The following is a 19,320-nucleotide window of genomic DNA, read 5'->3' on the forward strand; positions in this document are numbered from 1 at the left end:
AGTTAACATGAGTTTGGGTTAGCAAAAAATATCTTTTGAAATGAATCAAGACCCTGAAAGAAACTCAAGGTGACGAAAGTTTGTAAGTATCTTCTAAAAAAAAACAAAAAAAAACCGATGCTTTAGGGCATCGGTTGATATATCTAATGAATTTTACTCAAAATATTCTTTCATTCTTTCGAAGAAGCTTTTATCGTTTTTACCAGGTTGGGGCTTAAAGTTAGGTGATTCACGTAGTTTCTCTAAGGCATCTCGCTCATCGCTACTCAATGCTTTTGGTGTCCAGATATTGATGTGGATAATTTCATCACCCCTGTGATAAGAATTCACTTCCGGTAAACCTTTTCCTTTAAGGCGCAATAATTTACCGCTTTGTGTACCTGGATCGATTTTGATTTTTGCTTTACCATCAATTGTTGGTACTTCGATGCTCATGCCTAAGGCTGCATCAACAAAGCTTAGGTGTAAATCATAAACAATATTATTGCCTTCGCGTTTTAACGTTTCGTGTGGGGTTTCTTCAATCAGGATAATCAAGTCTCCCGGAACGCCACCATTTGGTGCAGCATTTCCTTTTCCACTCATGCTGAGTTGCATGCCTTCGCTAACACCTGCTGGAATGTTGATTGTAATGGTTTCTTCGCCACGTACAACACCATCACCATGACAAACATTACATTTTGAGGTAATTTGTTGGCCGCTTCCGTTACAAGTAGGGCAGGTAGAAGCGGTTTGCATTTGGCCCAATATGGTATTGGTTACCCTACGAACCTGACCGCTACCACCGCATGTACCACAGGTACTTACAGATGATTTATCTTTTGCGCCAGAGCCATCGCAAGTTTTACAAACCACAAGTTTGTTTACTTTGATTTTTTTCTCTGCACCATGTGCAATCTCTTCGAGCGTTAATTTAACTTTAATGCGCAGGTTAGAACCTTTTGCGACACGGCGACCGCCACGTTGTTGGCCTCCGCCACCTCCTCCAAAAAAGCTTTCGAATGGGTTATGTCCGCCAAAAATATCTCCAAAATTACTGAAGATATCATCCATATTCATGTTGCCACCGCCATAGCCTCCGGATGCACTGCTTCCGACACCAGCATGGCCAAATTGATCGTAACGTTGTTTTTTTTCTGGGTTACTCAAAACCTCGTAGGCTTCTGCCGCTTCCTTAAAATTATCTTCAGCGGTTTTATCACCTGGATTTTTATCAGGATGATATTTGATGGCCATCTTACGATAAGCTTTTTTTATTTCATCGGCTGATGTGCTCCTTGTGACGCCTAGTACGTCGTAATAATCTCTTTTACTCATGTTTATTTAAAATGATTGAATTTTGAATAATGGAACGATTGAATTTTATATTCGCTCATTCGGGCATTCGTTCATTCAATAATTAATTCTTATGCTCCAACTACCACTTTAGCGAAACGAATTACATTATCATTTAATGTATATCCTTTTTCAACTTCGTCAATCACTTTGCCTTTCATATCCTCAGTAGGGGCTGGGATATTGGTGATGGCTTCATGAAAATCAGTATTAAATTCTTTGCTGATGCTTTCTACGTCTTTTAAGCCTTTTTGAGCCAATGTATTCTTTAACTTGGTGCTTACCAATAGAATACCTTCTTTTACGGGTGCAATATCGGTTGCAGTTTCCATGGCTTTAAGGGCACGGTCGAAATCATCTAGCACCGTTAATAACGATACAATAACATCTTTACCTGCAGTTTGCAACAATTCTACACGTTCTTTTTGCGTGCGACGTTTGTAATTATCAAACTCTGCATATAAACGCAAATATTTATCATTTAGCTGTTGAACTTCTTCTTTCAATTTATCTTCTACGGACAGTTCTGAAACTTGTTCGGTTTCGTTGTTTGCAGAAGCATCAGTATTTTCTACGTTTTCTGGAGTAGTGTTTTCTGATGTATTTTCAGTGTCCATTATATTTTCTTCTTTATCGTGATTTTTCTTCTTATTAAACATATACTAGGCTGAATTTTTTGTCTTAATCTCAACTATTTTGCCATAAAGCCAAATCAGCCAAGCTGGCAGATTTATTTGGGTTTATCTGAACAGTTTGGCTGATTGACTGACAAAGATTTGAAAATTATACATTTACGATTCGTGTTTGGCAATGTTTGAATCGTAGATTTTTAAAGGAATCTTTTATGTTTGTTAAACAATTTGTGCATCTTCATGAACCACTCCACTTTCGCATTTAATGATGCGGGAAGGAAATTTTCGAATGATTTGATAATCGTGGGTAGCCATTAAAACTGCGGTTCCGGCTTGGCTAATTTGCTTTAAAAGCGTTACAATTTCTTCAGAAGTTTCTGGGTCTAAATTACCAGTTGGCTCATCTGCAAGAATAATCTCCGGATCGTTTAGGAGGGCTCTAGCTATAACAATGCGTTGCTGCTCTCCGCCAGAAATTTCATGTGGCATTTTTTTGATTTTTGAGCGCAACCCTACTTTATCCAACACATCTTTTATGCGTTCGTTAATCAGTTTTTCGTCTTTCCAACCGGTAGCCTTTAAAACAAACTCCAAGTTTTTTTCAATAGTTCTATCCGTTAATAATTGAAAATCTTGAAATACAACCCCTAGTTTTCTTCTTAAAAACGGAACTTGACTTTCTTTTAAATTTTTCAAATCGAAACCGGCAATGTTACCTTCACCATTCCCAATATGTAAATCGCCGTATAATATTTTCAACAAGCTACTTTTGCCCGATCCTGTTTGCCCAATTAAGAAAACAAATTCATTTTTTTCTATATGCAAATTTACATTTGAGAGCACTAAGTGTTTTTGTTGAAAAACATCAACATTGTTTAAATGAATTACTGCGTTTCCTGCCATGTTATATTTCTAATTTTGCAATCTGCCCGAAAGGCAAATTCTTCACCATTTCCATAATGTATTCGAGTTGATCACCAAGACCTAGTTTATCCAAAGATTTATCTGGCCTATCTACCCTAAAATAAGCAAGTAGCGTAAACTTTTCATCGCGAAGCTGAACGTAATCTGGAATTTTGGCTATGCCTTTTACTTTGATGATATACATTGACTCCAAAAATAGCATTTACAAACGATAAGAGAAAGCAAGAAAAGCCTTTTTATCTGATTAACATAATCCAGCCTGTGTAGGGTTTAGAATCTGAATTGAAATAGATGCTATAAAAGTAGGAACCACTTGGTAAATCTTTCCCATTCGATTTTCCATCCCAAGGTTTAAATTTTCCTGTGCTTTGGTAAACCAATTGGCCGTAACGATTAATGACCTTGATTTTTGGACTGCTAAATGCTTCGGCTATAGGAATGTTCCAACTATCATTTATTGCATCGCCATTTGGAGAGAACGATGTTGGGATTTTGATTTCAGTAAATACCTTAATGAATACATCATCTACACTGCTTATGCATCCTCTGTTTGAGCGTGCGTGGAGCGTATAGGTTATGTCTTTTGGTGGGTTTGCCACTGGGTTTAGCTTATTCGGGTCATCCAGATAGTCTGAAGGTGTCCAAAAATAGCTTACATCATCGCCAGTTACCTTGCCTTTAAGGGTTGTACTTTGTTCGTTTAGTATGGTTTGATCTTCTCCTGCATCAGCCGTTGCATTTCTGATTACGTTAACGGTTACCTGCGCGGTTTCAGAACAGGTTGCACTTGAAATGGTAACGGTGTAGGTGGTGGTTTCGTCTGGTGATGCGGTGGTTTTTGGACTGCTAGGGTCAGACAATCCTTTACTAGGTGCCCATGAATACGTTGTTCCGCCTGATGCTTCTAAATTGATGCTACTGCCTAGGCAGATGCTTGTGGTTGAAATATTTGTGCTAGGCACTACTTTTTCATCTACATTAACGGTTAACTGAGCGGTTTCAGAACATGTTCCGTTGGAAATGCTAACGGTGTAAGTTGTGGTTTTGTCTGGCGAAGCGGTGGTTTTCGCACTGCTGGGATCAGACAATCCTGTTATTGGGAACCATGAATATGTTGTTCCGCCGGATGCTTCTAAGTTTACGCTACTTCCTTTGCAAATGCTTATAGATGAAATATTTGTGCTTGGCTGTATCTTATCAACCACGTTAACGGTTACCTGAGCGGTTTCAGAACATGTTCCGTTTGAAATGTTAACGGTGTAGGTGGTGGTTTCGTCTGGTGAAGCTGTGGTATTTGCATTGCTTGGATCAGACAATCCTGTACTGGGTGACCATAAATAAGTTGTTCCGCCCGATGCTTCTAAGTTTACACTGCTGCCTTTGCAAATGCTTGTAGATGAAATATTGGTGCTTGGCTGTACCTTATCGACCACTTTAATTGTCACCTGCGCGGTTTTGGAACAGGTTCCGTTTGAAATGGTTACGGTATAGGTGGTGGTTTCGTCTGGTGATGCTGTGGTTTTTGCACTGCTCGGATCAGACAATCCTTTACTAGGTGCCCATGAATAGGATGTTCCGCCCGATGCTTCTAAATTTACGCTACTGCCTTGGCAAATTGTTGTGGATGAAATATTTGTGCCCACCTTCATAACCTGAACATTTACGCTTGATGACGATGAACATCCGTTTGCGCCAGTGGCAGTAACGGTATAATCGCCAGACATATCCACAGTAGCATTTCTTATGATTGGATTCTTTTCTATTGAAGTAAAATTGTTGGGCCCTGTCCAGATAAATGTATTTCCTTCGCTCACATCAAGTTTAATCTCAGTGTCAAGGCACACGGGGCTATTGCTGCTTGCTATTGGTTTTGGAGACGGCATAACCGTAATGGTTAAGGGGTCAGAAACAATGCGGCAATTTGCGGAAGCCATGTTCCCCTGTTCTGCCGCAACTAAATGATACATATAGGTTCCTTCTACTGCATTTACAAATTTTACTATAGTTTTGGTATTTGTTTCACCTGGTAAATCAGCCCAATCATTCCCATTTTTAATTTGCCATTGATATACAGGATTGGTATAGCCTGCTGTTACATTTACATTCAAATCTATTTCGGCAGTTGCATGTTCGCAAAGCTTAATATTCTGCATGTTATTACTAGTTAATGGTGTTAACGTTGGCCCGCAAGGTCTGAAACTAATATCATCTAGTGCCATATCATTTCCAACACCACCAAAGTTTTCATTGGTTAACTTGATTTTTATGGTGCTCATATTAGCAGGGATTGTAAAAAGCATACCGCACTTAACCCAAGTCGGTTCGGTTGCTTTCGTAATCTCCTCACTAACAGATTCCTTAATTATTTGGCCATCTTTATCTTCAATCGTAAATCTTAACTTAGGGTTCGTTCCATTGACTTTAAGAAGATTTAGTACGTAAGCAGAAAATTCATAGGTTGTTTTAGGACATAAATTATCTACATTGGCTTGATAAAATATATCGCCTTTTCCTCTAGGACAAACAATCATAATATAGCCATCTTTATCTTTACCATGATCGGTCACATCTTGCCACCAATAATTGTTGAAAAGGTTGTGAGGATTTTTAGCGATCATATACTGGCCGTCATCAGTTATTTTGGTTACATACTTATACGATGTGTTGGGAATTTCAGGACCAAACTCTTTAGTGTCGCTTCCAAAATCTGTTCCAGCACCAACAATCGGATCGCCAAGCGTTCCATTACATACTTGAGCCAACGTGAGCTGCTTAAACGAAATGAAAAATATTAAAAGAGTAAATCGAATTATAGAACGCATTTTCCCAAAAAAAGCCAAGTAAAAAAAAAAATATAAAAAATAAGCTTACCCGAAAGATGAGCTAGCTTTCATCTTTTAAAAAGTGGGTAATCTAGAATTTTGGGGATAATTGTGATTGATAGGGCGACAAAGATAAAATTCTCTATCTGATTAACATAATCCAACCAGTGTAAGGCTTAGAACCTGCACTAAAATAGACACTATATAAGTATAAGCCACTTGGCAAGTCTTTTCCATCGGATTTCCCATCCCAGGGTTTAAATTTTCCTGTGCTTTGATAAACTAGCTGGCCGTAACGGTTAATGATTTTCACTTTGGGATTGGTGAATGCGTCTGAAACAGGTATATCCCAGGTATCATTGATTGCATCTCCATTTGGAGAGAACGATTTTGGGATTTTGATTTCAGTAAATACCTTGATGAACACATCATCTACACTGCTTATGCATCCGCTGTTTGAGCGTGCGTGGAGCGTATAGGTTATATCTTTTGGTGGGTTTGCTTCTGGGTTTAGCTTATTCGGGTCATCCAGGTAGTCTGATGGTGTCCAGTAATAGGCTACATCATTGCCAGCTACCTTGCCTTTAAGGGTTGTGCTTTGCCCATTTAGTATGATTTGATCTTCTCCAGCATCAGCCGTTGCATTTTTGTTTACGTTAACGGTTACCTGCGCCGTTTCAGAGCAAATTCCGTTAGAAATGGTTACGGTGTAAGTTGTGGTTTCATCTGGCGAAGCGGTGGTTTTTGCACTGCTTGGGTCAGACAAGCCATCGGTTGGCATCCATGAATAGGTGGTTCCGCCCGATGCTTCTAGGATTACGCTATTACCTTGGCAAACGGTTACGGATGAAATGTTGGTGCTTGGCTGCACCTTGTCCACAACGTTAACAGTTACTTGCGCAGTTTCAAAGCAACTTCCGTTAGAAATGGTAATGGTGTAAGTGGTGGTTTTATCTGGCGAAGCGGTGGTTTTTGCACTGCTCGGGTCAGACAAGCCATCGATTGGAAGCCAGGAATAGGTAGTTCCGCCTGATGCTTCTAGGCTTACGCTACTTCCTTTGCAAATGGTTGTCGTTGAGATATTTGTACTCGGGACTACCTTATCATCTACATTAAGGGTTACCTGTGCGGTTTCAGAACAAATTCCGTTAGAAATGGTAACGGTGTAAGTGGTGGTTTCGTTGGGCGAAGCAGTGGTTTTTGCACTGCTCGGGTCAGACAAGCCATCGGTTGGTAGCCATGAATAGGTGGTTCCGCCCGATGCTTCTAGGCTTACGCTACTTCCTTTGCAAATGGTTGTGGATGAAATGTTGGTACTTGGCTGCACTTTGTCCACAACGTTAACGGTTACCTGAGCAGTTTCAGAACAGCTTCCGTTAGAAATGGTTACGGTGTAGGTGGTGGTTTTATCTGGTGAAGCGGTGGTTTTTGCACTGTTTGGGTCAGACAAGCCATCGGTTGGAAGCCATGCATAAGTTGTTCCCCCAGACGCTTCTAAATTTACGCCGCTGCCTTTGCAAATGGTTGTGGATGAAATGTTGGTGCTTGGCTGCACTTTGTCCACAACGTTAACGGTTACCTGAGCAGTTTCAGAACAAATTCCGTTAGAAATGGTAACGATGTAAGTGGTGGTTTGATCTGGAGAAGCGGTGGTATTTGCACTGTTCGGGTCAGATAAGCCATCGTTTGGTAGCCATGAATAGGTGGTTCCGCCCGATGCTTCTAGGCTTACGCTACTTCCTTTGCAAATGGTTGTGGATGAAATGTTGGTGCTTGGCTGCACTTTGTCCACAACGTTAACGGTTACCTGAGCAGTTTCAGAACAGCTTCCGTTAGAAATGGTTACGGTGTAGGTGGTGGTTTTATCTGGTGAAGCGGTGGTTTTTGCACTGTTTGGGTCAGACAAGCCATCGGTTGGAAGCCATGCATAAGTTGTTCCCCCAGACGCTTCTAAATTTACGCCGCTGCCTTTGCAAATGGTTGTGGATGAAATGTTGGTGCTTGGCTGCACTTTGTCCACAACGTTAACGGTTACCTGAGCAGTTTCAGAACAAATTCCGTTAGAAATGGTAACGGTGTAAGTGGTGGTTTCGTTGGGCGAAGCGGTGGTATTTGCACTGTTTGGGTCAGACAAGCCATCGGTTGGAAGCCATGAATAGGTGGTTCCGCCTGATGCTTCTAGGCTTACGCTACTTCCTTTGCAAATGGTTGTGGATGAAATGTTGGTGCTTGGCTGCACTTTGTCCACAACGTTAACGGTTACCTGAGCAGTTTCAGCGCAAATTCCGTTTGAAATGGTAACGGTGTAAGTAGTGGTTTGATCTGGTGAAGCAGTGGTTTTTGCACTGCTTGGGTCAGATAAGCCATCGGTTGGCAGCCATGAATAGGTGGTTCCGCCCGATGCTTCCAAATTTACGCTACTGCCTTTGCAAATGTTTGTTTGCGAAGCATTGATTTTTGGTTCTATTTTTTTTACTTGAACATTTACAGTTGATGACGATGCGCACCCGTTGGCGTTAGTGGCAGTTACGGTGTAATCGCCAGACATATCCACAGTAGTATTTCTAATAATCGGATTTTGTTCTGTTGAGGTGAAATTATTAGGACCTGTCCAAGTAAATGAATTTCCATCGTTCACATTCAACTGTATATCGGTGCCAATGCATACAGGTCCATTACTACTGGCGATTGCCTTTGGAGAAGTCATTACGGTAATGGTTAAGGGGTCAGAAACTATACGGCAATTGGCGGAAGCTATGTTTCCCTGTTCTGCAACGAGTAAATGATACATATAGGTTCCTTCTACAGCATTTACAAATTTTATTGTGGTTTTTGTATTGGTTTCGCCTGGTAAGTCAATCCAATCATTCCCGTTTTTAATTTGCCATTGATATACAGGATTAGTATAACCCGCTGTCACATTTACATTCAAATCTATTTCAGCAGTTTCATGTTCGCAAAGCTTGGCATTCAGGGTGGTATTAGCAATTAATGGTGTTAATGTTGGCCCGCAAGGTCTAAATGTAATGTCATCGAGGGCTAAATCATTTCCCAATCCTCCCGGATTTTCATTTGTCATTGTTAGCGTAATAGTGCCTACATCAGGAGGGGTGATAAAACTGGTTCCGTATTTTACCCATTTGGCAGCACTTTCTTCTGGGATATTTTCAGTCTTAACGTCTTGTATTATAACTCCATTATTTTTAATGGTGAATCTCACATTTGGGTCAATTCCATCAAAAGTAAGAAGGTTCAGGATATAGGCTGAGAATTCATAGGTTACATTTGGACATAAATTATTTACATCAGTTTGATAAAAAATTCCCTTCTCATAATTTGCATTTACAATCATTACATATCCATCCTCATAATTGGTATGATCCCCAAAGCCTTTCCACCATGCACCTCTAAAAACATTTGCATTGGTTTTTGCAATGGTGTATTCACCGTCATTGGGTAAACCGTCTGTGTATTTATAATTCGTATTATTAGGAATTGCATTTCCAATAGGAGCTTCACCTCTTCCAAAATCTGTTCCAGCGCCAATAACGGGGTTTCCAAGTGTTCCAGTACACACTTGGGCAAACGTCAATTGTTTTAAAAAAGTAAAAAATATAAGTAATAGAATTTTAATGAGTAAACGCATTTCTCCCAAAAAATTTAATAAAAAGCAAAAAAACAATTAATAATAGACCCTAAAAGACGCGGAGCAAAAAAGGCTCATCATCTTCGAAATGGTTATTTATCTGAAATTTTGGGATGATAATGGCCTATGAATAAGACCATTTAAAAAACGAAGATATTTGTTTTTATCTAATTAACATAATCCAACCGGTGTAAGTCGCAAAATCTTCGTTAAAATAAATGCTGTAATAGTACGTAGCAGTAGGCAAATCTTTCCCATTGAATTTTCCATCCCAAGGCTTAAACTTTCCTGTGCTCTGGTAAACCAACTGCCCATATCGATTTGTGACTTTGATTATAGGATTCGCAAATGCTTCAGCGGCAGCAATATTCCAGGTATCGTTTATGGAGTCTCCATTTGGGGAAAATGAATTTGGAATCACAATTTCTGGATATACCTTAATAAACACATCGTCCTCGCTGTTTAAGCAACCCAAACTAGAAATGGCATGAAGCGTATAGGTAATGTCAGCAGGTGGCTTTGCAATTGGGTTTAATTTATTGGGATCGTCCAGATAATCTGCTGGCGTCCAGTAATAGTAAACATTGTCGCCTGTTACTTTACCATTTAGGGTGGTTTTTTGTCCGTTTAGCAGTTTTTGGTCTTCTCCTGCATTGGCGGTTGCATTTTTGTTTACATTTATGGTTACCTGCGCACTAGCAGAACATGCGCCGTTTGAGATGGTAACCGTATATGTGGTTGTTTCTGTTGGTGTTGCATTCGTTTTCGAAGCGCTTGGATTAGATAAACCTGTGGTTGGAAACCAACTGTAGGCTGTTCCTCCGAAGGCTTCCAAATTTACATTATCGCCCTGGCAAATGCTGGTTGCAGTAAAACTGGTGCTGGGCACTATTGGATTTAAAACTTGAACGTTAACGGTTGATGACCTCGAGCAACCATTTGTAAACGCCGTTACGGTATAATCGCCACTCATGTTAACGGTGGCGTTTGTTAGGATAGGATTTTTTTGATTCGATGTAAAATTATTTGGACCTGCCCAGGAAAACGTTGTTCCATCGGTAGCGCTAAGTTGAATATCCGAACCCGCACAAACTGGTCCATTGCTACTTGCGATTGGATTTGGCAAGGCCGTAACCGTAATGGTGAGTGGGGCAGATGCAATTCGGCAATTTGCAGATGTAATGTTTAAACGCTCGGCGGCAAGTAAACGATATTGATAAGTTCCTTGTACGGCATTGACGAAACTAACCGTTGTTTGTTGAGCGGTTTCGCCCAATATATCGCTCCAGCCATTTCCTGTATTTATTTGCCATTGGTAAACCGGGTCAGTATAGCCTGATGAAACCGTTGCAGACAAATTAAAACTCCCTGAAGCTGTTTCGCAAAGGCTGGCGTTGGTTTGTGCATTGTTTAAAGATGGAATGATGGTTGGTCCGCAGGGTCTGAAGGTAATGTCATCAAGCGCCAAATCATTTCCACCTCCACCTGGGTTTTCATTGGTCATTTTGATGGTAATAATCCCCACATTTGCGGGGGTTGTAAAAATAGTACCGTATTTAACCCAGTTTGATGAGCTTCCTTCTAATATATCACCTGTAGAGAATTCTTTTATAGAGACACCATTATTTTCGATGGTGAATTTAACATTAGGTTTTATCCCTGAACCACGCAGTATATTAATGATGTAAGAGGCAAACTCGTATGTGGTATTTGGGCACAAATTATTAACCGTAGATTGATAAAATATACCCTTGTTAAAATCCGCATTCACCACCATCATATATCCATTCGGGTCTCCGGTATGGTTCCTGATGTCTTGTAACCAGCCCGGATTTAAGCCTGCCGTACTTTTAACAATGGTGTACTGGCCATCATTCGGTGTTCCGTTTATGTAGGTATAATTTGTATTTGAAGGGATTGGAGTTCCAAAATTAGAAGAGCCATTACCAAAATCTGTTCCGGCGCCACTTACTGGATCGCCCAAAGTACCCGTACAAACCTGTGCAAACAAAGGTTGACTGATTAAAACGATAAGGCAGCAGAAAAGGAATTTACTTAGACAACGCATTCTTTTTTTGGGATTTAGCGAATATCTGAATAAAAATTAAAATAACATATTTTATCAGGTACTAGCTTAAAGCATTCAAAAAAGCAATGGTGTTTACATCGTCTGCGTAATCCCAAAGTTTTGGATGCTGGCTTTGGCCAAAATCGAATTTTGGAGCTTTGATGGGCGTTTTTGTGATGATACATTGAATGTTTTCAGCTTGTGCCGAGAGTTTGTTTTCCAGCTCATCTAAGCTTTTATATTCCTCATAAAACAACACAGCCAATGGCGAAGTTAGGCTTTCATCCTCCTTTAGCAATAAAAAGCCATTATCAAAGTGCTTAGCGGCATTTACCAAATAAATCGATTTGTTGTAATCGTAATTGTTATTGTATTTGAAATGATTAATAATGGGCTGAAGGCTTTCTATACCTTCATAGAAATTGGCAATATCATAACCTTCAGGTAAATAGATTTTGGAAACATTTCTGCAACCTAAACCAAAATAGTCGAAAATGTCTGCACCTAAATTTTCAATATCTTCTTTAGATTCGGTACCATCTAAAATGGCTACACTATTTCGGTTTTTACGTATAATATTTGGGACTTTGCTGAAATAATAATCAAAATAACGTGATGAATTGTTACTTCCTGTAGCTATAACCGCATCAAAATCTTTTAACCTTTCTACATATTCTACATGATTTTCAAGCGCGGGCTCTATTTTAAAAAGTTCTGATAAAATAGCTTTAATCAATTTATCATCCGATGAAGATAATTTTATTAGTGCAATATTTCCCGTTGCTAAAACGCATAAAACGTCGTGAAAACCCACCATTGGAATGTTCCCTGCCAAAATTAAGCCTATCTTTTTTGGCGAAGAAGTGAAGTTAATGGATTGAAACCAGTCATCAACATCGGTCTCATTCAGCATTTCTGCGAAAGAACAAATTGATTTTTTTATATTTTCGATGGTAAACCAGGCATTACTATTTTGAGCGCTATAAATCGTATTTTCCAGTACATCAGTAGGATTGGCAAGTAATTTGCCTAGTTTTTTAAGGGCATTAATTACTTTATCGTGTGTTAAGGCTGACATATTTAGAATTATTATTAAGTGATTATATGCTATATTTGCAATCGCAAAGGTAAACTAAGCAAAAGAATTAGACGAAAACATGGCAATTAAAATAACAGATGAGTGTATAAATTGTGGGGCTTGCGAACCGGAATGCCCTAACAACGCAATTTACGATGCCGGCACTGCATGGCGTTTTTCTGACGGAACCAACTTAAATGGTGTTATCGATTTTGGTAACCAACAAATTGAGGCAGATGCGGCGCAAGAAGCAGTTTCGGATGAAGTTTATTATATCGTATCCGATAAATGTACAGAGTGTAAAGGCTTCCATGATGAGCCACAGTGTGCTGCGGTTTGTCCGGTAGATTGTTGCGTAGATGACGAAGATATTCGTGAAACCGAAGAAGAACTACTAACCAAAAAAGCTTGGTTACACCAAGAGAACTAAGGTTATACCCTTTAAATAAAATATAAAGTCCTGATGCAAGTCAGGACTTTTTTTTGGTAAATATTTATTTACAAGTTAATTAAGCCACCATTTAAATTGATTGTAATGTTGGCCATGAGAAAATGGTCGTTGCTGAATGTAAATCTGGACTACTATCTCTCCTTTGGCTGGACTAATAGTTTGGTAATACATCACTAATCTATATCACTTTTATTTGGAATAATTAAAACAGGGCAGGCTGATTTACGAGCGACATGCTCAGCTACACTTCCCATTAAAAAGTGGTATAATCCAGTTCTGCCATAAGTTCCAATCACGATTAAGTCAGAACCCCATTCATCAGATTGCTGAATAATGCCGTGTGCTGCGGTATCTACCACACTCAGGTAAGAAGTTTTTATGCCATTCGAGAATTTACCTTCAATCTCTTTTAATAAAACATGGCTGTTTTCCTCACTGTTATCATAAGTGTCTAAAAAAACCGGAGCGAGGGTTAAATCAGAATTTACATTCGCGGGAACAGGTTCTATAATATTTACCAGAGCCACCTCAGCATCAAATTTTTCTGCAAGTTCATAGCCAGCTTTTGCAGCTTTCTCAGAACAGGTGCTATTATCAACAGCAATTAATATTTTTTTAAAATTCATAACGAGCAGCTTTAAATGTTACACTATAAAAATAACAATTTATACCTCAAAATGTTAGGCTATGGATGTAATTTATTAGTTTTACAATCGTTTTACGGGTATATTTAAATGGAAAATCAATACGGTATTTGTAGGGTTGCGGTAGCGCCTTTACGTGCAGATGCATCAGATCGGGCAGAAATAGTTTCGCAGCTATTGTTTGGCGAACATGTAGAAATTATTCAAAGAGAGGAGCGTTGGTGGCTTGTTCAAAATGCTTACGACGATTATCAAGGTTGGATCGATTTTAGGCAGTTGGCTCCAATTTCGGAAACAGAGTTTACTGAAATGCACCAATGTAAATCGCTATCTCCATTAGGATTTAACCATGCCTTAACCGCAGAAGATGGATCCTTGTACCACTTGAGTCCCGCTAGTAATCTTCCATTTATAAAAGATGGATATTGTTATGCTGGAGCGGAAAAATTTAAGTTAAATTTCGATGCTCATGATGTTGGCGATCACGATTTTACAACCGAATTAACTGAAACAGCGAAATTCTTTTTAAATACACCTTATTTATGGGGTGGTAGGCATCTATTTGGTTTAGATTGCTCTGGCTTTGTACAAACCGTGTTTAAATTACTGGGTGTTAAGCTCAATCGCGATGCTTCACAACAAGCTGAGCAAGGCGAATTGGTGGGTTTTTTGTCAGAATGCAAAGCTGGTGATGTTGCCTTTTTTGATAATGCAGAAGGTAAAATTACCCATGTAGGCATTATGCTGAGTCCAAATGAGATCATCCATTCCTCTGCCAAGGTGAAAATAGATCCAATTGACGATCAAGGGATTTTCAATAAGGAATTAGGCAAATACAGCCATAAACTGAGAATCATTAAGCGTTTTGTTTAATAAAAAATTGATTTTGGAGCCATCATACAAATGATAAGCGTTTAAATTTTTTGGAAATGAACGTTCTGTGTTTCATCGGGAACGGCTGCCCCGCTTTACATTACAAGGCCCGATGAAGGATCGGGCGCTTTTCATTGCAATCGGGCTTACCATTTAAGGTTGCTGCTAAACAGAACCGTTGTACCTAAACCCTATGGAAGCGATAGCCCGAGCTTTTTCAGCTCGGCTTTAGCGTACAGAGGGACTGCCTGATTGGTAGGATTACCGAACGCTCGTTTCCGAAAAAAATAGATTCATTTGAGGTATAGGATTTGATGGATGAGCCATCATCCAAATGATAAGCGTTTAAATTTTTTGGAAATGAACGTCCTGTGTTTCATCGGGAGCGGCTGTCCCGCTTTTCATTACAAGGCCCGATGAAGGATCGGGCGCTTTTCATTACAATCGGGTTTACGATTTAAGGTTGCTGCTAGGCAGTTCCGTTGTGCCTAAACCCTATGGCAGCGGTAGCCCGAGCTTTTTCAGCTCGGCTTTAGCCTACAGAGGGACTTCCTGAATGGTAGGATTACTGAGCGCTAATTTCCAAAAAAATAGCATTATTTTTAATTAATTGAGTTACGACTGATAAGAATAAATTAATAATCGGGTTTAGGATTTAAGTTTGCTGCTAAACAGAACCGTTGTGCCTAAACCCTATGGCAGCGGTAGCCCGAGCTTTTTCAGCTCGGCTTTAGCGTACAGAGGGACAGCCTGATTGGTAGGATTACTGAGCGTTAATTTCCAAAAAAATGGCATTAATTTTAAATTAATTGAGCCTTGACTGATAAAATTAGATTAATAATCATTGAGTCACCAACCAAGAAATAGATTTATCTGAAAGACAAGCAGTTAAGAAATCTAATCCTCCATTTCCCACACCATTACTTGTCGGTCGTCACCAGTTGAAATTAGATACTTTCCATCATTACTCCAGATGATTTTATTGATGGAATGCGTGTGGCCAATACCTGTTTTCTCCAAACTTAAAATTTTGTAGAGTTTGAAATTTTCTGCATCCCATAGTTTAATGCTTTTATCTTGACTAGCAGTAGCAAAAAAGGGGTTGGTAGGGTGGAAAGCGATGTTATAAATGGTAAACATGTGCGCTGGAATGGTTTCTCTAAGCGAATAATCTGGCAAATTCCACACCTTTAGTTGCGCATCTCTACTACCAGAGATGAGATAATTGAGTTCAGGATGATAAGCTAACGAAGTAACGGGAAGGGTATGGCTTTCTAAGCTTTGTTTTAAGCTGTAATCAGACAGGTTATAAATCCGAATGAGGTGATCTTTACAACCAAAAGCAACCTCAGTTTGATCTGGAGATATGGCAATGGCTCTAACGGTATCATAAGCCACTTGGAAACGGTAAATTTCAGAAAAATCATCAAGCGACCATACAGCTACTGAACCATCTTCACCAGTGGTTAGAAATTCATTTTTGCTGCTTACCGTTTGAATGTTGAAGATCGGCTTGGTATGGGCGTTTATTCTAGCAACAACCTTTTGCGCAATAAAATCGTAAACACTAAAGGCACCGCTTCTTTCGCCAATAAACAGCTGTTTGTTATAGTTATGAAGACAATATACTGAACTTTGTACAGGTAGCTTAACCATAACGAATGCCAGCGTCTTCAATGACCATTCTACCACGCCCTTATCATTTCCGGCACTAAAGAAAATACCCTCCTTATCCGAATTGGCAAGTGCGTAAACAGGATTTTGATGTCCAGAAAGTGTTTTAAGGTGTTTTAACATTTAATTGTTTGAACAGTAAGAAACTTGACGGTTAAATTTGAATATTAAAGCGATTCTAATTCGACACAACCTCTTGATCTCTTTTATTGATGTCTTTTTTCCAAATTCTTAGCAATATCCTGAATGGATAAGCCTTTTTCTTTTAATAAAAATAACAGGTGAAATACAAGATCCGATGCTTCTCCAATAAATTCTTCTTCGCTTTCTGCTAGGGCAGCGATTACGGTTTCCACGCCCTCTTCACCAACTTTTTGCGCAATTTTGTTTAAGCCTTTGCTGCGCATTTTATTGATGTAAGAACCCTCAACTGGATTTTCATACCTGTCGGCGATGATATTTTCCAATTCAAAAATAAAATTCTGATTAAACGCTGTTTTAAAGCAACTTCTGCTGCCTGTATGGCAAGTTGGACCAACGGCCTCTGCCTGGATTAAGATGGTATCTTGATCACAATCAACAAAAATTTCCTTAACATATAAAAAGTTGTTGCTGGTTTCTCCCTTGGTCCAAAGGCGATTTTTAGAGCGAGAGAAAAAGGTAACTTTACCTTCGGCCTGGGTTTTCTCCAGGGCTTCGGCGTTCATGTAGCCCAACATTAAAACTTCTAAAGTTTTGTAATCCTGAATGATTACAGGCAGTAATCCTGCCGTTTTATCCCAATCAAGAGATGATGTATCAATATTCATTGTTTTGATATTACCGCAATGGTTTTGCACCTGCAATTGCGGATATGTTTTTAAATTCTAACAGGTATATGGTTTCGTTTTAATTCTTGCTTCAAATCCGGTATCAAAATTTCGCCATAGTGAAAAACTGAAGCTGCAAGTGCAGCATCTACATTCGCTTTCTGAAAAACATCTGTGAAGTGGTTCATGTTGCCTGCGCCACCAGAAGCAATAATCGGAATGTTGATCATCTGATTTACCCGATTAAGCAAACCGCAATCGAAGCCAGCTTTTGTACCATCGTGATCCATAGAGGTTAACAAAATTTCTCCTGCACCTAAGTTTTCAGCCTGCTTAATCCAATCTTCGGTTTCTAATTCTGTGATCAATCTTCCGCCATTCAAATGAACCATATTCTTACCATTCACAAATTTAGTGTCAACCGCCAACACAACAAACTGTACGCCAAATGCTTTTGCTAAATCTTCTATCAATTTTGGATTTCTCACCGCCGCAGAATTGATGCTAATTTTATCAGCACCTGCATTTAATAATGCCTCAGCATCTGCAATTTCAGAAATTCCACCGCCAATGGTAAATGGTATGTTCAGTTGGCGGGCAACCGATTTAACCATTTCAATCATTGTTTTACGGCGTTCGTGGGTTGCCGTAATATCTAAAAAAACCAATTCGTCAGCACCTTGTTGTGCATATTGGGCAGCAAGTTCTACAGGGTCGCCTGCGTCGCGTAAATCAACAAAGTTTACACCTTTTACCGTGCGCCCATCTTTTACATCCAAGCAGGGTATAATACGTTTTGATAACATTTGTTTGGCTTTTCATCAATGGCGAGCCATGATGATTATTTTAAAAAATCTATTTTATAAGCAGTAATCAATCTTTAAATCAAGTTGAAGACAACGTAAAGCAAGAATGGTTACAACCTTAAATAGAGCTAAGCATCTTTAAGTTCCACTCTTTAATTTCTTCAATCGTAATTCTATCTTCATAAATGGCTTTTCCAACCACAACGCTTCTGATTGGGTATTTAGCCAACTCATAAATATCGTCCATTGAGCTTACACCTCCAGAGGCAATTAATTTAATCATTGGAGAATGCTCAAGCAGTTTTTTATATAAATCAACTGCAGCACCACCGAGCTTTCCATCCTTACTAATATCAGTACATAAGAAGCGGAAAAACCCTAAGGCCAAACACTTATCCACGTAATCCATTAATTTAATTGGCGAACTTTCCATCCAACCCGAATATTTAATTACCTCGTCTAAAACATCAATTGCAATTACAATGCGGTTGGCATAGTCTTGTTTTTTTGCAAAGGCCTCACTTAATTCTGGCAAAAAATTTGGATTTGTGATGGCCTGAGTACCCACAATAACCCGATGGATGCCTGCATCAAGTAGGTTGGTTACTTGCTCAATTGTTCTAATTCCACCGCCGTATTGCACCTTCATTTCGGTTTTTTTAATAATCTCGAAAAGCGATTTCTGATTGCTAAAATCACCTTTGGCGCCGTTTAAGTCAATAATATGGATGAAGTCTGTTCCGTTTGAGCGGTATTTTTCTATCATTTCGGCAATAGAAACATCATATTCAGTTTTCTGGTTGTAATCACCTTCACGTAGGCGAACTACCTTTCCATCCAAAATATCAATAGCAGGAATTATGTACATTTTATAAGCTTAAGTTTGAAAAATTTTTTAATATCTGTTCGCCAGCTTTACCCGATTTTTCGGGGTGAAACTGAACGCCATAAAAGTTGTCTTTTTGTACCGCTGCCGAAAACTTTAATCCGTAATTGGCAGAAGCAACGTTAAAAATAGGGTTATATTCAATAAAATAAGAATGAACAAAGTAAAATTGCTCATTATCATCAACAGATTTGAATAAAGAATTGTTTTCGTGTTGAACCGCATTCCAACCCATGTGTGGAATCTTGATATTCAATGACTTATCGAATTTCTTGGTTTTTACCGGAACAATGTCCAATAGGGCTGCATCACCCTCTTCAGAGTGTTCTGTAATCAATTGCATACCCACACAAATGCCCAATACTGGTTTCTTTAATGCTTTGATTGCTTGTACCAAGCCTGTTGCTTGCAGTTTTTCCATTGCTGCGCCTGCATGGCCAACCCCTGGAATGATAATGTGGCTGTATTTTTCTAGATCAGCTTCCGTATCTACCATGCCATATTTAACATTCAAACGCTCTAAAGCCGCCGTTAAAGAGAAAATATTTCCAGCGCCATAGTTTACAATTCCAATCATGTGAGTATCAAGTTAAGAGTATCTAGTTTCAAGTATTGGGTATTAAGTATTGAGTATCAAGTATCAAGTATTGGGTATTGAGTATTGAATATCAA

16 protein-coding genes are annotated in these 19,320 nt (G+C 39.2%); 2 read left to right on the forward strand and 14 right to left on the reverse strand.

Annotation, left to right across the window (positions count from 1 at the left end):
* Window positions 1-153 precede the first annotated feature (153 nt).
* The 8 genes from dnaJ to DHW03_RS00690 all read right to left on the reverse strand — a co-directional run bounded on the left by dnaJ (window position 154) and on the right by DHW03_RS00690 (window position 12,505).
* Window positions 154-1,317 carry a molecular chaperone DnaJ gene (gene dnaJ, locus DHW03_RS00655; RefSeq protein ID WP_109923848.1) on the reverse strand — a complete coding sequence of 388 codons (1,164 nt, stop codon included), beginning with the start codon at window positions 1,315-1,317 and terminating at the stop codon, window positions 154-156.
* 89 nt (window positions 1,318-1,406) lie between these two features.
* Entirely contained in the window at window positions 1,407-1,994 is a 588-nt protein-coding gene (locus DHW03_RS00660; RefSeq protein WP_109923849.1) for a nucleotide exchange factor GrpE, read from the reverse strand.
* A gap of 192 nt (window positions 1,995-2,186) precedes the next feature.
* Window positions 2,187-2,870 (reverse strand): cell division ATP-binding protein FtsE, encoded by a 684-nt coding sequence (locus tag DHW03_RS00665; RefSeq protein ID WP_109923850.1) that lies wholly within the window; start codon window positions 2,868-2,870, stop codon window positions 2,187-2,189.
* Window position 2,871: 1 nt separating this feature from the next.
* Window positions 2,872-3,075: a fructose-6-phosphate aldolase gene (locus DHW03_RS00670; RefSeq protein ID WP_109923851.1), complete on the reverse strand. Its 204-nt coding sequence runs from the start codon at window positions 3,073-3,075 to the stop codon at window positions 2,872-2,874.
* 52 nt (window positions 3,076-3,127) lie between these two features.
* Window positions 3,128-5,653 carry a gliding motility-associated C-terminal domain-containing protein gene (locus DHW03_RS00675; RefSeq protein WP_165825335.1) on the reverse strand — a complete coding sequence of 842 codons (2,526 nt, stop codon included), beginning with the start codon at window positions 5,651-5,653 and terminating at the stop codon, window positions 3,128-3,130.
* A 202-nt stretch (window positions 5,654-5,855) separates the two neighbouring features.
* A complete protein-coding gene (locus DHW03_RS00680) occupies window positions 5,856-9,359 on the reverse strand; it encodes a gliding motility-associated C-terminal domain-containing protein (RefSeq protein ID WP_133248475.1) in 3,504 nt (1,167 codons plus the stop codon).
* 163 nt (window positions 9,360-9,522) lie between these two features.
* On the reverse strand, window positions 9,523-11,427 hold the full coding sequence (locus DHW03_RS00685) for a T9SS type B sorting domain-containing protein (protein ID WP_109923854.1): 1,905 nt from the start codon (window positions 11,425-11,427) through the stop codon (window positions 9,523-9,525).
* 61 nt (window positions 11,428-11,488) lie between these two features.
* Window positions 11,489-12,505: an acyl-CoA reductase gene (locus DHW03_RS00690; RefSeq protein ID WP_109923855.1), complete on the reverse strand. Its 1,017-nt coding sequence runs from the start codon at window positions 12,503-12,505 to the stop codon at window positions 11,489-11,491.
* Window positions 12,506-12,584: 79 nt separating this feature from the next.
* Between DHW03_RS00690 and DHW03_RS00695 the strand changes: the two genes are divergently transcribed.
* Window positions 12,585-12,935, forward strand: coding sequence for a 4Fe-4S dicluster domain-containing protein (locus DHW03_RS00695; protein ID WP_109923856.1), 351 nt, complete (start codon window positions 12,585-12,587; stop codon window positions 12,933-12,935).
* Window positions 12,936-13,129: 194 nt separating this feature from the next.
* Here DHW03_RS00695 and DHW03_RS00700 read toward each other — a convergent pair whose 3' ends face one another.
* The gene (locus DHW03_RS00700; RefSeq protein ID WP_109923857.1) at window positions 13,130-13,582 is read right to left on the reverse strand and encodes a universal stress protein; all 453 of its coding nucleotides are present in this window, start codon (window positions 13,580-13,582) and stop codon (window positions 13,130-13,132) included.
* A 108-nt stretch (window positions 13,583-13,690) separates the two neighbouring features.
* Here DHW03_RS00700 and DHW03_RS00705 point away from each other — a divergent pair, with 108 nt between their 5' ends.
* The gene (locus DHW03_RS00705; protein ID WP_109923858.1) at window positions 13,691-14,473 is read left to right on the forward strand and encodes a C40 family peptidase; all 783 of its coding nucleotides are present in this window, start codon (window positions 13,691-13,693) and stop codon (window positions 14,471-14,473) included.
* Window positions 14,474-15,370: 897 nt separating this feature from the next.
* Here the strand turns inward: DHW03_RS00705 and DHW03_RS00710 are convergent.
* The 5 genes from DHW03_RS00710 to hisH form a co-directional block, all read right to left on the reverse strand.
* Window positions 15,371-16,270 carry a WD40 repeat domain-containing protein gene (locus tag DHW03_RS00710; protein WP_109923859.1) on the reverse strand — a complete coding sequence of 300 codons (900 nt, stop codon included), beginning with the start codon at window positions 16,268-16,270 and terminating at the stop codon, window positions 15,371-15,373.
* 83 nt (window positions 16,271-16,353) lie between these two features.
* Window positions 16,354-16,956: a bifunctional phosphoribosyl-AMP cyclohydrolase/phosphoribosyl-ATP diphosphatase HisIE gene (gene hisIE / locus DHW03_RS00715; RefSeq protein ID WP_109923860.1), complete on the reverse strand. Its 603-nt coding sequence runs from the start codon at window positions 16,954-16,956 to the stop codon at window positions 16,354-16,356.
* A gap of 50 nt (window positions 16,957-17,006) precedes the next feature.
* Window positions 17,007-17,762 (reverse strand): imidazole glycerol phosphate synthase subunit HisF, encoded by a 756-nt coding sequence (hisF, locus tag DHW03_RS00720; RefSeq protein ID WP_109923861.1) that lies wholly within the window; start codon window positions 17,760-17,762, stop codon window positions 17,007-17,009.
* Window positions 17,763-17,880: 118 nt separating this feature from the next.
* Window positions 17,881-18,630, reverse strand: coding sequence for a 1-(5-phosphoribosyl)-5-[(5-phosphoribosylamino)methylideneamino]imidazole-4-carboxamide isomerase (gene hisA / locus DHW03_RS00725; RefSeq protein ID WP_109923862.1), 750 nt, complete (start codon window positions 18,628-18,630; stop codon window positions 17,881-17,883).
* A 1-nt stretch (window position 18,631) separates the two neighbouring features.
* Window positions 18,632-19,225 carry an imidazole glycerol phosphate synthase subunit HisH gene (gene hisH / locus DHW03_RS00730; protein ID WP_109923863.1) on the reverse strand — a complete coding sequence of 198 codons (594 nt, stop codon included), beginning with the start codon at window positions 19,223-19,225 and terminating at the stop codon, window positions 18,632-18,634.
* Window positions 19,226-19,320 lie beyond the last annotated feature (95 nt).

Source organism: Pedobacter yonginensis, assembly GCF_003173595.1.
GTDB lineage: Bacteria > Bacteroidota > Bacteroidia > Sphingobacteriales > Sphingobacteriaceae > Pedobacter > Pedobacter yonginense.

Coding starts and splice junctions, on each gene's coding strand:
- hisIE (WP_109923860.1), bottom strand. CDS start 16,956: ATGAATATTGATACATCATCTCTTGATTGGGATAAAACGGCAGGATTA.
- hisA (WP_109923862.1), bottom strand. CDS start 18,630: ATGTACATAATTCCTGCTATTGATATTTTGGATGGAAAGGTAGTTCGC.
- DHW03_RS00710 (WP_109923859.1), bottom strand. CDS start 16,270: ATGTTAAAACACCTTAAAACACTTTCTGGACATCAAAATCCTGTTTAC.
- DHW03_RS00705 (WP_109923858.1), top strand. CDS start 13,691: ATGGAAAATCAATACGGTATTTGTAGGGTTGCGGTAGCGCCTTTACGT.
- hisH (WP_109923863.1), bottom strand. CDS start 19,225: ATGATTGGAATTGTAAACTATGGCGCTGGAAATATTTTCTCTTTAACG.
- DHW03_RS00680 (WP_133248475.1), bottom strand. CDS start 9,359: ATGCGTTTACTCATTAAAATTCTATTACTTATATTTTTTACTTTTTTA.
- DHW03_RS00660 (WP_109923849.1), bottom strand. CDS start 1,994: ATGTTTAATAAGAAGAAAAATCACGATAAAGAAGAAAATATAATGGAC.
- DHW03_RS00690 (WP_109923855.1), bottom strand. CDS start 12,505: ATGTCAGCCTTAACACACGATAAAGTAATTAATGCCCTTAAAAAACTA.
- DHW03_RS00695 (WP_109923856.1), top strand. CDS start 12,585: ATGGCAATTAAAATAACAGATGAGTGTATAAATTGTGGGGCTTGCGAA.
- DHW03_RS00685 (WP_109923854.1), bottom strand. CDS start 11,427: ATGCGTTGTCTAAGTAAATTCCTTTTCTGCTGCCTTATCGTTTTAATC.
- DHW03_RS00670 (WP_109923851.1), bottom strand. CDS start 3,075: ATGTATATCATCAAAGTAAAAGGCATAGCCAAAATTCCAGATTACGTT.
- hisF (WP_109923861.1), bottom strand. CDS start 17,762: ATGTTATCAAAACGTATTATACCCTGCTTGGATGTAAAAGATGGGCGC.
- DHW03_RS00665 (WP_109923850.1), bottom strand. CDS start 2,870: ATGGCAGGAAACGCAGTAATTCATTTAAACAATGTTGATGTTTTTCAA.
- dnaJ (WP_109923848.1), bottom strand. CDS start 1,317: ATGAGTAAAAGAGATTATTACGACGTACTAGGCGTCACAAGGAGCACA.
- DHW03_RS00700 (WP_109923857.1), bottom strand. CDS start 13,582: ATGAATTTTAAAAAAATATTAATTGCTGTTGATAATAGCACCTGTTCT.